The 12,563-nt window shown below is 71.4% G+C and carries 12 protein-coding genes; 9 read left to right on the top strand and 3 right to left on the bottom strand.

What is annotated here, in order from left to right; translation table 11 throughout:
* Positions 1-4 precede the first annotated feature (4 nt).
* From G6R20_RS01440 to G6R20_RS01420, 5 genes are all read left to right on the top strand, one after another.
* Positions 5-868 carry a DMT family transporter gene (locus tag G6R20_RS01440; RefSeq protein ID WP_163375385.1) on the top strand — a complete coding sequence of 288 codons (864 nt, stop codon included), beginning with the start codon at positions 5-7 and terminating at the stop codon, positions 866-868.
* A 116-nt stretch (positions 869-984) separates the two neighbouring features.
* Positions 985-1,797 carry a trypsin-like serine protease gene (locus G6R20_RS01435; RefSeq protein ID WP_163375384.1) on the top strand — a complete coding sequence of 271 codons (813 nt, stop codon included), beginning with the start codon at positions 985-987 and terminating at the stop codon, positions 1,795-1,797.
* 52 nt (positions 1,798-1,849) lie between these two features.
* The gene (locus tag G6R20_RS01430) at positions 1,850-2,281 is read left to right on the top strand and encodes a GNAT family N-acetyltransferase (protein ID WP_163375383.1); all 432 of its coding nucleotides are present in this window, start codon (positions 1,850-1,852) and stop codon (positions 2,279-2,281) included.
* Positions 2,282-2,439: 158 nt separating this feature from the next.
* Positions 2,440-4,299 carry a 2-isopropylmalate synthase gene (gene leuA / locus G6R20_RS01425; protein WP_163375382.1) on the top strand — a complete coding sequence of 620 codons (1,860 nt, stop codon included), beginning with the start codon at positions 2,440-2,442 and terminating at the stop codon, positions 4,297-4,299.
* Between the two features lie 316 nt (positions 4,300-4,615).
* Positions 4,616-5,716, top strand: a complete 1,101-nt coding sequence (locus G6R20_RS01420; RefSeq protein ID WP_163375381.1) for a peptidoglycan recognition family protein — start codon at positions 4,616-4,618, stop codon at positions 5,714-5,716.
* Between the two features lie 282 nt (positions 5,717-5,998).
* On the opposite strand, the gene G6R20_RS01415 is transcribed toward G6R20_RS01420, so the two are convergent.
* The 3 genes from G6R20_RS01415 to G6R20_RS01405 all read right to left on the bottom strand — a co-directional run bounded on the left by G6R20_RS01415 (position 5,999) and on the right by G6R20_RS01405 (position 8,884).
* On the bottom strand, positions 5,999-6,430 hold the full coding sequence (locus G6R20_RS01415; protein ID WP_069389444.1) for a phage holin family protein: 432 nt from the start codon (positions 6,428-6,430) through the stop codon (positions 5,999-6,001).
* Positions 6,431-6,437: 7 nt separating this feature from the next.
* On the bottom strand, positions 6,438-7,799 hold the full coding sequence (locus G6R20_RS01410; protein WP_163375380.1) for an aspartate aminotransferase family protein: 1,362 nt from the start codon (positions 7,797-7,799) through the stop codon (positions 6,438-6,440).
* 143 nt (positions 7,800-7,942) lie between these two features.
* Positions 7,943-8,884 carry an exonuclease domain-containing protein gene (locus G6R20_RS01405; protein WP_163375379.1) on the bottom strand — a complete coding sequence of 314 codons (942 nt, stop codon included), beginning with the start codon at positions 8,882-8,884 and terminating at the stop codon, positions 7,943-7,945.
* Here G6R20_RS01405 and G6R20_RS18970 point away from each other — a divergent pair.
* The 4 genes from G6R20_RS18970 to G6R20_RS01390 all read left to right on the top strand — a co-directional run bounded on the left by G6R20_RS18970 (position 8,883) and on the right by G6R20_RS01390 (position 12,426).
* Positions 8,883-9,005, top strand: coding sequence for a hypothetical protein (locus tag G6R20_RS18970; RefSeq protein ID WP_256385628.1), 123 nt, complete (start codon positions 8,883-8,885; stop codon positions 9,003-9,005). The two genes, G6R20_RS01405 and G6R20_RS18970, sit on opposite strands and share 2 nt — an antisense overlap.
* Positions 9,006-9,049: 44 nt before the next feature.
* Positions 9,050-10,372 (top strand): MurT ligase domain-containing protein, encoded by a 1,323-nt coding sequence (locus G6R20_RS01400; RefSeq protein WP_163375378.1) that lies wholly within the window; start codon positions 9,050-9,052, stop codon positions 10,370-10,372.
* Positions 10,369-11,250 carry a glutamine amidotransferase gene (locus G6R20_RS01395; RefSeq protein WP_119193465.1) on the top strand — a complete coding sequence of 294 codons (882 nt, stop codon included), beginning with the start codon at positions 10,369-10,371 and terminating at the stop codon, positions 11,248-11,250. The genes G6R20_RS01400 and G6R20_RS01395 overlap by 4 nt, the downstream gene beginning before the upstream one ends.
* Before the next feature lie 246 nt (positions 11,251-11,496).
* Complete coding sequence (locus tag G6R20_RS01390; RefSeq protein ID WP_163375377.1) at positions 11,497-12,426, top strand: amidohydrolase family protein; 930 nt, start codon at positions 11,497-11,499, stop codon at positions 12,424-12,426.
* Positions 12,427-12,563: the final 137 nt, after the last annotated feature.

Raw genomic sequence — 12,563 nt, 5'->3', positions numbered from 1 at the left:
AGGGATGAGTGAAATCTGGGCGGCAGTGATTCTCGCCCTCGCGTCCGCCCTCAGCCAGGCATTCGGAACCGTCATGCGGCACCGATCGCCCCAGCGCGCGAAGGGTCGACACGAGGGTCACTTCAACGTGCTCGCCAGCCGGTACTGGTGGACCGGCATGGCCATCAGCCTCGCCGGATTCGCGTTCCAGGGCCTCGCGCTCGCGTTCGGATCGCTCATCCTCGTCCAGACGATCACCGTTCTCTCACTGACCTTCGCCCTCCCCCTCGGCGCCTGGGTCACCGGCCGACGGGTCACCAAGACCGAACTCTTCTGGGGGTACGTCCTGACGGGATGCGTGATGGTGCTCGTCATCTACGGACGGCCCACCGGAGGGGACGCCCACCCGCCCTGGTGGCAGTGGGCACTCGCGTGTGCGGGCGGACTCCTCGTCGTCGTCGTCCTCCTCGCCGCCTCCCGTAACCGCCGCTCCAACGGCAACCGTGCCCTCCTGCTGGGCGTGGCCGGCGGCACCGCGTTCGCCTACGTCGCACTGTTGACGAAGGGCGTCGCCGAACGGTTCCACGACGGCGGACTGCTCACCGTGGCCACGACCGGCGAGGTGTACGGACTGGGGGTGGCCGCAGTGGCCGCACTGACGCTGCAACAGATGTCGTTCTCCGCCGGCGCCGTGCACCAGGCCGTGCCCGCCTCCACGGTCACCACCCCGGTCGTCTCGCTCGGGCTGGGGGTCGTGGTGCTGGGCGAGTGGTTCTCGGTCGACGGCGCCGCGCTCATGCTCCTCGGCGCCACCCTCACCGTGATGGTGCTCGCGACGGTGCGACTCGCGCACAAGGACGTCGACGCAGCGCGATCGGCATCGAAGTAGCGCCCCGGGCGTGTCGGGTCGGCGGTAACGCGCCCGACGCGCGCCACGACGTCATCACCATGAGGACCCACGCCGACCGGCCCGCGCCATCCCTCCGATCGCCTAGGCTGAGTCCCATGCGCCTCACACGCCACAGCAGCACCGCCTGGCCCGGTCGACTCGCCGCCGCGGTCACCGCCATCGCCGGCACGGTCGCCGCGTCGCTCGCGGTCGCGGCACCCACGGCCGGCGCGGTAGTGAACGGCGCCCCCTCCGGCCCCGCCCCGTGGGCCGTGCAGATCACCGTCTTCGACGGCGTCCTCGGCGCGCCGTGCTCCGGCGTCGTCATCCACCCGCACTGGGTCGCCACCGCCGCCCACTGCGGGCCGACGAACCCCAACGCGTACACCCTCGGATTCGGCAACCTCGCCACCGTTCCCGGCGGCTTCACCGCGACCGCCTCCCTGGCCAGCCCGAGCATCGTCGGCGCATTCGGATCTCTCGACACCGGCAGCCTCGGTCGCCACGCCCCCGAGGCGGTCTACAAGGCCCCCGCCGGGGACTTCATGCTCCTCAAGCTCCGCCACCCCGCGCCGTCGCCCGCCGTGCGGCGCGCCGGGGTCGACCCCGCCCCGGGCGACGTCCTGCGCTTCCACGGATTCGGCGAGACCACCCCCCGCGGCCTGCGCTCCCCCGAACTCCGCACGGGCCTCACCCGCCTCGACCGGATGGAACCCCGAGCCGGTTCACGCATCGGCCGCTCCCACACCATCCAGGGCGGATACGGGTACGGAGACTCCGGCGGACCCGTCTTCCAGGGCGACCGACTGGTGGGCGTCCACTCCGGCTCCGACCACGACCGCCGGCAGCCCGACGGCACCAACCCGGCCCGGTACGAATCGATCCCCGCCCAGAACGGCTGGATCGACTGGATGATCGCCAACCGATGACCCAGGGCAGTCGGCGATGCCGAACCCCCTCGATTTTTGCCACACTGGACAGATGACCCCGCCGGAGCTCGTCATCCGCCGCGCCGCGCGCGCGGATGTTGACCTCGTGCTGTCCGCGGGTGACCTGCTCAGCACCCCGCCCACCCCGGAATGGACCACGGACTTCCTCGACCGAGGTTCCAACCTGCTCGTGCTGGCGCTGCAGGACGAGGTGCCGGTCGCGATGCTCGTCGCGGTGGAGACCGGACACCTCGGCGCCAGCCCCGACCTGTTCGTCTACGGCATCCGGGTCCGTGAGGACCTGCGCGGCCGGGGCATCGCCCACAAACTCGTCGAGAAGGCGGTGGAGGTGGCCGAGGAGGCCGGCTGCAGCAAGGTGTGGGGGTCCATGCAGGTGCCCGACGAGCTCACCCAGGACCCGCCGTCGGTACCGCCCGAAGGGACCACAGCCGAGTCCTCGACGTTCGTCATTCCGATTCCGTGACGGCCCGCAGGGATGTGTATGATGACCCGCATGCAGCGCGTGCTCCTTCTTGGGTGCCGCGGCGGGGCCCGCTGAGACGGACCGGCTCCCCGTCGCGGGATCTCGTCGCGCCGGTCCGATCCCTGCCGATCGCCCCCCTAGGAAGTTGAGCCACTGCAATGAATCCCGCTGATGCCTTCGTCTCGTCGTCGTCGACCCTGACTCCCCCCTCCAAGCCCGGCCGCCCCGACCAGCCGTCGTGGAACAAGCAGCGCGGCTCCTCCATGCCGGCGCACCGGTACCGGCCGTTCGCCGAGGAGGTCGAGGACGTCTCCCTGCCCGACCGCACCTGGCCGGACAAGATCATCACCCACGCCCCCCAGTGGTGCGCCGTGGACCTGCGCGACGGCAACCAGGCCCTGATCGACCCCATGAGCCCCGCGCGCAAGCGCCGCATGTTCGACCTGCTCGTCCGCATGGGCTACAAGGAGATCGAGGTCGGCTTCCCGTCCGCCTCGCAGACGGATTACGACTTCGTCCGCGAGATCATCGAGGACGACGCGATCCCCGAAGACGTCACCATCCAGGTGCTGGTCCAGTGCCGCGAGGACCTCATCCGTCGCACGTTCGAGGCGTGCGAGGGCGCGTCCGACGTGATCGTGCACTTCTACAACTCGACGTCGATCCTGCAGCGCAAGGTGGTCTTCCGTAAGGACCGCGACGCCATCAAGAAGATCGCCACCGACGCCGCCGAGCTGGTCACCACGATCGCGCGCGACTACCCCGACACCAACTGGCGCTGGGAGTACTCGCCCGAGTCCTTCACCGGCACCGAGCTGGCGTTCTCCAAGGAGGTGTGCGACGCCGTCACCGAGGTCGTCGGCGCCACCCCCGAGAACCCGATCATCCTCAACCTGCCGGCGACCGTCGAGATGGCCACGCCCAACGTGTACGCCGACCAGATCGAGTGGATGCACCGCAACCTGGCGAACCGCGAGTCGACCATCCTGTCGCTGCACCCGCACAACGACCGCGGCACCGGCGTCGCTGCCGCCGAGCTGGGCTACCAGGCCGGCGCCGACCGCATCGAGGGCTGCCTGTTCGGCAACGGCGAGCGCACCGGCAACGTCTGCCTGGTGACGCTGGGCATGAACCTGCTCACCCGCGGCGTCGACCCGCAGATCAACTTCTCCGACATGGACGAGATCCGTCGCACCGTCGAGTACGCCAACCAGCTGCGCGTGCCCGAGCGCCACCCCTACGGCGGCGATCTGGTCTTCACCGCGTTCTCCGGCTCGCACCAGGACGCCATCAACAAGGGCTTCGACGCCCTGCAGGCCGAGGCCGGCACCCGCGGCGAGGACATCACCGACATCACGTGGGAGGTCCCCTACCTGCCCGTCGACCCCAAGGACGAGGGCCGCACCTACGAGGCCGTCATCCGCGTGAACTCGCAGTCCGGCAAGGGCGGCGTCGCCTACATCATGAAGAGCGACTACGGCCTGCAGCTGCCGCGGCGCCTGCAGATGGAGTTCTCGCAACTCGTCCAGAACGTCACCGACTCCGAGGGCGGCGAGGTCACCCCCAAGGCGATGTGGGACATCTTCTCGCTGGAGTACCTGGACCGCGTCTCGCCCATGGAGCGCATGTCGCAGCACCTCGTGCCCGCCGAGACCGATGACGGCGAGGACGCCATCGAGGCCGTCATCAAGTGGAAGGGCGAGACCCGTGAGCTGGCGGGGTCCGGGAACGGACCCCTCGCCGCGTTCGTCGCCGCCCTGAACGAGATGTTCGACGACGAGGTACGCATCCTCGACTACTCGGAGCATGCGATGACGTCCGGGGATGACGCCACCGCGGCCGCGTACGTCGAGGTGCAGTTCGGTAACCGGGTCTTCTGGGGTGTCGGGCGGGCCGGTTCCATCACCACCGCCTCCCTGCGCGCCGTGGTCTCCGCCGTGAACCGCGCCTACGCCGATGAGGCCGAGGGCGCCGAGGCCGTCGGTTCGGTCGAGGGCGCCCGCACCTGGGCCCCCTGACCGGCTGACGTCGGCTGGCCCGCCGCCCGGGTGGGCGGGCCGACCGGACATCGACAAGACCGTTCCGCGCACATCGCCCGAGAGGTGAGTGCGCGGAACGGTCTTCTCGTCGCACGTCGTGGCCGCCCGAATCGTGGGGCGGCACAAGCCGTTTGGTCTCATCGTCCGGGCGTACGCCGCCACATCAGTCACATCACCCTCAGATATCCCTCCGGTAACGAGGGTCTCGATTCGGTCACGTCAAGCGCGTAATGTAGCGGCGGGCCGCGCCGATAGGTATGGGTCGGCCCTTCGCAAACCTCAGTCTGGAGCCCGTATGTCCGTGACACGCCGTGGATTTCTCACAGCCGCATCCGTCGGCGTGGGCGCCGCCGTCGCCTCCACCGTCCGAGGTCCCGTCGCCGGGGCCAATCCCTTCACCACCGGCTCGCTCGGCGTCGCCCAGGACCTCATGCAGTCGGTCTCGACCGGCAGCGGGATGATCCAGCCCAACGGCCCTCTCGGCTACGTCGGCGTGACGTTCCCCAGTGCCGAGGAGATCGTCGGCCGGATCCGCTTCGCATTCCCCGACGGCTCGGTCGGTGACTGGCTTCCGCTCGAGGGGATGGACTCCGCCCCGGACGCCGGCAGCACGCCCGCCTCCGAACTCGTCGGCGCGCCCGATGGTGCCGTGGGGTACGAGGTCGATGCGCCCGCGGGGGCCGAGGCGACCGTGTTCGACGACGGCCGCGGCACCCCGCGCAACTACAGCCTCGGCAGCGTCGGCCTGGCGGGCCTACCGGTCATCCCGCGCGCGGCGTGGGGTGCGGGCGATGTCGGGGGCTTCCGCTGGGCCCCCTCCTACTTCCCCGCGCAGTCCATCACGATCCACCACACCGCCTCCCCGGTCGGGCCGGACCGTGCGGCCAGTGTGCGGGCGATCTACAACTATCACGCCAACACCCTGGGCTGGGGCGACGTCGGATACCACCTGCTCATCGACCCCGAGGGCCGGATCTACCAGGGTCGCGGCGGAACGCCCGTCGGCAACCCCGTCTTCCAGTTCCCGCCGGTCGCCGGGATCGCACCGCCGGTCGTCACCGGTGGCCACGTGGGCGGATTCAACAACGGCAACATCGGCATCAGCCTGCTCGGTGACTTCACCGGTGCACCGCCGACCTCGCGCGCGGTGGGCGCGGCCATCGACTGCGTCCGGGCCCTGTGCAACGCCACCGGCATCAACCCGCGCGCCGGCATTACCTACCGCAACCCGCAGGGTGGGGCCACCCGGCCGATGATGGCCGTGTCGGGCCACCGCGACTGGGGCGGGACCGCCTGCCCGGGCAACTCGTTCTACCCGCAGATGCAGTTCATCCGCGACCAGGCAGCGCGGGGTTGGGCCCCGACCGCCGTCTCCTCGGCGGTGTTCGGCTCCTGACCTGAACGGGGCGGGGCCGCCCGCCCCTCGCGGCGTAGCCGTCGCCGCCGAAGCAGAGGATTTCTACTGCATCGCCCGAGTAGCGGGTGCGCGAATTCCTCTGCTCGGCGGGCGGGTGCCCGCCCGGGCGCCGCTCAGCCGCCGCCGCCGCTCGGTCGCGGGCGGGTGCCGGCCCGGCGCGTGCCCGCCCGGGCGGCCGCCGCCGCTCGGTCGCGGGCGGGTGCCGGCCCGGCGGGTGCCCGCCCGGGCGGCCGGCGCTGGGCCGGGCCGGGCCGCCGCCGCTCAGTCGCGGGCGCGGCTGGGGACCAGCATGCCGAGCACCCAGTTGACCAGGCCGATCACGATCGCGCCGAAGAACGCCGCCCAGAACCCGCTCACCACGTACTCGGCCCCGAAGGGCTGGAACGTCGTGGTGATCCAGCCGGTGAGCATGAGCATCAGCGCGTTGACCACCAGCAGGAACAGGCCAAGGGTGAGGATCGTCAGCGGCAGCGACAGCAACTGAACGATCGGTTTGATCACCGCGTTGACCAGCGTGAACACCACCGCAACGACGAGCAGCGCCGTGATGGTGGGGACGTTCACCTCGTTCTCGATGTCGCCGGCGCCAGAGGCTGCGGCCCCGGAGATCTCGTGCAGGGTGATGCCCGGCACGATCAGCGTCGCCACCCACAGGGCGACGGCGTTGACGATCAGCCGCAATATCAGCGCCATCGAATGGTCAGCTCCTCACGTACTCGTCGGCCACGTCGAGTGCGCGGTCGAAGATGTCGAGGCCCTCGTTGGCCTCGTCCGGGGTGATGATGCACGGCGGCACCACATGGAATCGGTTGTAGTTCATGAACAGCAGCAGGCCGTCGGACTTTGCCTTACCGAACGTGCGGGCCATGGCCTCCGATGATCCACCGTAGGGCGCGAGGGGCTCGCGTGTCTCGCGGTCGGCCACCATCTCCACGGCCCAGAACACGCCGAGGCCGCGGACCTCGCCGATCGACGGGTGCTTTTCGGCGAGCTCGCGCAGGCGCGGGCCGATGACGTCCTCGCCGATCTTCTTCGCGTTCTCGACGATCTTCTCGTCGCGCATGAGGTTGATCGTCGCGACCACGGAGGCGCAGGCCAGCGGGTGCCCGGCGTAGGTCAGGCCACCGGTGTAGGGCGTGGTCTCGAAGGAGGCGGCGATGCGGTCGTGCAGGATGACGCCGCCGAGCGGGACGTAACCCGAGTTCGAGCCCTTGGCGAAGGTGATGAGATCGGGCGCCCAGTCGTCGTCGCCGGAGCGGAAGTGGTCCAGGGCGAGCCACTCGCCGGTGCGGCCGAAGCCGGACATGACCTCGTCGCAGATCATGACGATCCCGTACTTGTCGCAGATCTCGCGCACACCGCGCAGGTAGTCGGCGGGCGGCACCATGATGCCGACCGTGCCGGGCACCGACTCGATGATGAGGGCGGCGAAGTGGTCGGGGCCCTCGAGGCCGATGAGCGAGTCGAGGTGCTCGAGCGCCCGGTCGCATTCCTGCTTGTCGTTCTCGGCGTAGAACTGCGAGCGGTACAGGAACGGGGCGTGGAAGTGCACGGCGCCGGTGTTGCCCATGTCGTTGGCCCAGCGGCGGGTGTCACCGGTGAGGTTCATCGAGGTGGTGGTGGCGCCGTGGTAGCTGCGGAACGCCGACAGGGTCTTGTGGCGGCCGGTGTGGCGGCGGGCCATGCGGACGGCGTGCTCGACGGCCTCGGTGCCGGCGTTGGTGAAGAACACGCGGTTCATCCCGGCGGGCGCGACCTCGGCGACGAGGCGGGCCGCCTCGGCGCGGGCGGCGTTGGCGTGTGCCGGATTGATGGTGCACAGCTCGGCGGCCTGGTCCTGGATGGCCTTGACGACCACCGGGTGCTGATGGCCGATGTTGGTGTTGACCAGCTGCGAGGTGAAGTCGAGCAGCCGGTTGCCGTCCCCGTCGGTGAGGTGGCAGCCCTCGGCCGCGGTGACGACCATCGGGTCGCTCGAACCCCAGGCCGACCACGGGGTCAGGACGTGGGCGCGTTCCTTCTCGTAGACCTCACGGGCGGCGGCGTTCTGGGGTGCGGGCACTTGCGGTACTCCTGTGGTCGACGACGGTGGCCGTCGCCCATCATGTCAGTTCCGCCGCGCCGCCTCGGGCCAGCGCCCCACGATGCGGAACGCGGGGGTCTGGAGGCGCGGAACGCGGGCGCCGAGCAGCGCGGAGCGCGGGGTCAGAAGAGCGCCCCCTGCGCACTGTCCACGGCCTGGGCCCCGGCGACGGGCCGTCCGGGGGCGACGGCGGCGAGCATCTCCTCGAACCGCGCGTACGGCACAAGCTCGAGCCCCTTCTTGCGGGCGAACGCGGTCCGACCCCGCACGGCACCCGGTGCGTCGCACACTGCGAGGGACGTGCGGGACGAGATGCGGTCGGCGACGTAGAGACCGGAGTCGACGACGAGGCCGGCGATCTCCTCCGGATCGCGGTCCACGTCCTGGGTGAAGACCACCTCCATGCCCTGCACCAGCCCGCCGCCGCGCTTGAGCCGCCCGGCCGGCCGCCACAGCCTGGGGGCGGCGAGGGCCTCCGCCCACACCGTGGACACGAGGTAACCGGTCTCGGGATGCGCCACCATCGCGTCGAGCTCGCGCAGCTTCGGCTGCACGTCCTTGCCCCCGGCCACCTCGAGCAGTCCGGCGAACACCCCGGCCAACACGAGGGCGTCATCGTGGGCGTCGTGCGCGGCCCGCTGCTCCACCCCGAAGTGGGCGGCGAGCGTCGACAGTTTGAGGTCGGCGGTGGACAGGTGCAGCCGACCGGCGAAGTCCAGGGTGCACAGGAACCGCTCGAGCGGCGCCGGGAGTCCTGCCCGGCGGGCCTCGGCCGCGAGGAACGACGCGTCGAAGGCGGCGTTGTGGGCGACGACCGTCCTCCCGTCGAGCACCCGGTCCAACTCCGCGGCCACGTCCGGGAAGCGTGGTTTGCCCGCGAGGAGTGCCGGTGTGAGGCCGTGCACGTGGACCGGCCCCGGGTCGACGCCCGGATTGAGCAGGGTCGTGAACTCCTCGACCACCTCGCCGTCGTCGTCGATCACCACCGCGGCCACCGACAACACACGGTCGACCGCCGGCGTCATCCCCGACGTCTCGACGTCCACCACCACCCAACCTGCCATGCCCACCATCGTCCCAGACCCCTCCGACATCCCGGCCGTCACCGTCGCAGGTCACGGCGTTCACACCGTGGTGAACACCGCGAGCGGCCGCTACGCGCTGGGCGGTGCGGTGCGGTTCTGAGGCGGCCGTGCTGCCCGGACGCCGCGCTGCCTAGACTCTGCGGCATGAGTTCCCCCGCGATCACCGCACTCACCCCCCGCGGCCGGGTGGCCGTGGCCGTCTCCCGGCTGGCGACCTGGGCGTCCCGGGTGTCGGGGCGCGGGTCGGGCGGGATGATCGGCGGCCTGGTGGCGCTGAAGCTCGATCCTGACCTCATGCGCCAGCTCGCGGCGGGCCGGAAGACCGTGCTGGTCACGGGGACCAACGGCAAGTCGACGACGACGAGGATGGTCGCCTCCGCCCTGTCGACGGTGGGCCGGGTCGCCTCGAACGCGAACGGCGACAACATGGACGCCGGGATCGTGTCCGCTCTCGGGGCCGACCGGGTGGCCGGGTTGGCCGCCATCGAGGTCGACGAGCTCCACACGCCCGCGGTCGCGGAGAACACGGCGCCCGAGGCGATCGTCCTGCTCAACCTCAGCCGCGATCAGCTGGACAGGGTCGGGGAGATCAACGCCATCGAGCGCCGGCTGCGGGCCGGGGTGGCCGCGCAGCCGCAGGCGACGGTGGTGGCGAACTGCGACGACGTGATGATCACCTCCGTGGCGTACGACAACCCGTCCGTGGTCTGGGTGGCCGCAGGGTCCGCGTGGGCGGGCGACTCGGTGAGCTGCCCGCGCACCGGCGAACCCATCTCGCGGACAGTGGACTCCACCGGGGCCGTGCGGTGGCGGTCCGCGGGCACGCTGCCCGACGGCCGGACGTTCGAGCGGCCCGAACCGGACTGGTGGGTCGACGACGAGGCCATCCACGGGCCCGACGGGTTCAGCGCCCCCATGACTCTGGCCATCCCGGGGCGGGCCAACCGGGGCAACGCCGCGCAGGCCGTCGCCGCCGCCGTGGCGATGGGCGCCGACCCCGCCGCCGCCGTCCGGGCGGTGGAGCAGGTCGACGACGTGGCCGGACGCTACTCGACCGTCGACGTGGACGGGCGGGCCGCGCACCTGCTGCTGGCCAAGAACCCGGCCGGCTGGCAGGAGGCGCTCGGCATGATCGACACCTCCGCCGACGGCCTGGTGATCGCGGTCAACGGGCAGGTCGCCGACGGCGTGGACCTGTCGTGGTTGTGGGACGTGCGCTTCGAGAGCTTCGAGGGCGTGACCGTGTACGCCTCGGGCGAGCGCGCCGCCGACCTGTCGGTGCGGCTGAGTTACGCCGGGGTCGAGCACCAGCTGGAGCCGGACCCGCTGACCGCGATCCGCCGCTGCCCACCCGGGCGCGTGGAGGTGCTGGCCAACTACACCGCGTTCCGCGATCTGGGGCGGGCGATCGCCGCTGTCGGGCCCCGCACCGGGGCCGGGGCCGACCGGAAGGAGCAGCAGCGATGAGCGAGCAGAACACTGGCGCGGAGATCCCCGGCGCGGGCGGTTCCGGGACGAATCCCGACCCGCGCAACGCCGGGGGCCGCGACGCCGGCGCCTCGGCCTCACCGCTGGACACCGTCGCCGCGGATTCGGCCCGGCCCTCCGAGTCGACCGTGCGGATCGGCCTGGTCCTGCCGGACGTCATGGGGACGTACGGCGACGACGGCAACTCGCTGGTCCTGCGCCAGCGCCTGAGGTGGCGCGGATACGACGCCGAGATCGTGCGGATCACCCTGGAGGACGAGGTCCCGGACTCGTGCGACCTCTACACCGTGGGCGGTGGCGAGGACGCGGCGCAGAAGCTCGCGTCCCGGCACCTGACCGCGTCGCCGGGGTTGCAGCGAGCGGTGGAGCGCGGCGCGCCGGTCCTGGCGATCTGTGCCGGGATGCAGGTGTTCGGCGAGTGGTTCGTGGTCTCTGACGGATCCCGTGCGCCCGGCCTCGGCCTGCTGGACGTCACCACGACGCCGCAGGCCTCCCGCTCGATCGGCGAGTTGGTGGTCGCGCCGCAGGTCGCGGGCCTGACGCAGCCGCTGACGGGCTTCGAGAACCACATGGGCGCCACCGTCCTGGGCCCGGACGCCGCCCCCCTGGGCCGCGTGACCTCCGGGGTCGGCAACGGCGTCCCGGCCGGGCAGCAGGTCCCGGCCGGCGGGCTGGTCGAGGGCGTGGTGCAGGGGTCGATCATCGCCACCTACATGCACGGGCCGGCGCTGGCCCGCAATCCCGAGCTGGCCGACCTGCTGCTGTGCCGCGCGCTGGGTGTGGACTCGCTGCCGCCGGTCGAGGTCCCCGCGGTGGCGCAGCTGCGCCGCGAACGGATCGCGGCCGCTCGCCGCTGAGCCGTCCGGCGGTCCGCTCGCCGGATCGCGATCTGCTCCCCGGTTCGCGATCCGCCCTCCGATCTGCCCCGAGCCGCCTCGATCTGCCCTCCGAATTTTGATACGCGCTGCGGCGCCCGCGGGCGGATCGCATACCGAGGGGCGGATTCGTGTCGTGACCGGGAGGTCGTCTGCGTCCGGGGGTAGCGATGGCCGTGGACGCCCGATCGCCCTGCGGGTCGGCGCCTCTGACATACCCTCGGTGACATGTGTGAACACCACGGCGCCGCCACCCTCACCGGGACCGTGTCCCCGCCCGATCCCGCCGTCGAGGCAGCGCAGGTCCGCGCGTTGTGGGAGCCGCTGGGGCTGCCGGGGGTCATCGACGTGCACACCCATTTCATGCCGACGCGGGTCATGGACAAGGTGTGGAACTACTTCGACGCCGCCGGCCCCAAGATCGGGCGTCCCTGGCCCATCACGTACCGGGAGGCCGAGGACGAGCGGGTCGAGCGGCTGCGCTCGTACGGGGTGCTGGCGTTCTCGTCCATGCTGTACCCGCACAAGCCCGAGATGGGGGCCTGGCTCAACGCGTGGGCCGCGGAGTTCGCCTCCCGGCACCCGGATTGTCTGCACACGGCGACCTTCTATCCCGAGCCGGCGGCGGCCGACTACGTCCGGGATGCCGTCGATGCCGGGGCACGGGTGTTCAAGTCGCACATCCAGGTGGGCGAGTACGACCCCCGTGACCCGCTGTTGGAACCGGTGTGGGGTGTGCTGTCCGAGGCGCAGGTGCCCACGGTCATCCACTGCGGGTCCGGGCCCGTGGCGGGCGAGTTCACCGGACCTGAGCCGGTGTCTGCGGTGCTCGAGCAGTTCCCTGAGCTGCCGCTGATCGTCGCCCACATGGGCATGGGCGAGTACCCGGAGTTCCTCGATCTGGCCGAGCGGTACCAGAACGTCTACCTCGACACCACGATGGCGTTCACGGACTTCGTCGAGGAGACCATGCCGTTTCCAGAGGACGAGCGCGGTCGCCTGGCCGATCTGGGCCACAAGGTTCTGTTGGGGACGGACTTCCCGAACATCCCGTACCCGTACGCGCACCAGCTCGAGGCCCTCGCCGGGCTCGGGATGGGCGACGACTGGCTACGGGCGGTGTGGCACGGAAACGCCGCGAGGCTGTTCGGACTCTGACTCCGCGCCCGGGTAGCCGATCTCCGGGCTCGGTGCGGGGTCGGCCGGGGCCGGGGCCCACGCGTCCGGGGCAGGCGGGGTGTCCTGGGCGGGCGCCGAGTTCGGCGCGGGTACGGCGGGCTGCGCGGGGTCGATCT

The organism is Dietzia sp. Alg238-R159, assembly GCF_900537145.1.
Taxonomy (GTDB): Bacteria; Actinomycetota; Actinomycetes; order Mycobacteriales; family Mycobacteriaceae; genus Dietzia; species Dietzia kunjamensis.
This window is presented reverse-complemented; position numbering and strand designations above follow the sequence as displayed.

Coding starts and splice junctions, on each gene's coding strand:
- G6R20_RS01440 (WP_163375385.1), top strand. CDS start 5: ATGAGTGAAATCTGGGCGGCAGTGATTCTCGCCCTCGCGTCCGCCCTC.
- G6R20_RS01435 (WP_163375384.1), top strand. CDS start 985: ATGCGCCTCACACGCCACAGCAGCACCGCCTGGCCCGGTCGACTCGCC.
- G6R20_RS01430 (WP_163375383.1), top strand. CDS start 1,850: ATGACCCCGCCGGAGCTCGTCATCCGCCGCGCCGCGCGCGCGGATGTT.
- leuA (WP_163375382.1), top strand. CDS start 2,440: ATGAATCCCGCTGATGCCTTCGTCTCGTCGTCGTCGACCCTGACTCCC.
- G6R20_RS01420 (WP_163375381.1), top strand. CDS start 4,616: ATGTCCGTGACACGCCGTGGATTTCTCACAGCCGCATCCGTCGGCGTG.
- G6R20_RS01415 (WP_069389444.1), bottom strand. CDS start 6,430: ATGGCGCTGATATTGCGGCTGATCGTCAACGCCGTCGCCCTGTGGGTG.
- G6R20_RS18970 (WP_256385628.1), top strand. CDS start 8,883: ATGCCCACCATCGTCCCAGACCCCTCCGACATCCCGGCCGTCACCGTC.
- G6R20_RS01405 (WP_163375379.1), bottom strand. CDS start 8,884: ATGGCAGGTTGGGTGGTGGTGGACGTCGAGACGTCGGGGATGACGCCG.
- G6R20_RS01400 (WP_163375378.1), top strand. CDS start 9,050: ATGAGTTCCCCCGCGATCACCGCACTCACCCCCCGCGGCCGGGTGGCC.
- G6R20_RS01395 (WP_119193465.1), top strand. CDS start 10,369: ATGAGCGAGCAGAACACTGGCGCGGAGATCCCCGGCGCGGGCGGTTCC.
- G6R20_RS01390 (WP_163375377.1), top strand. CDS start 11,497: ATGTGTGAACACCACGGCGCCGCCACCCTCACCGGGACCGTGTCCCCG.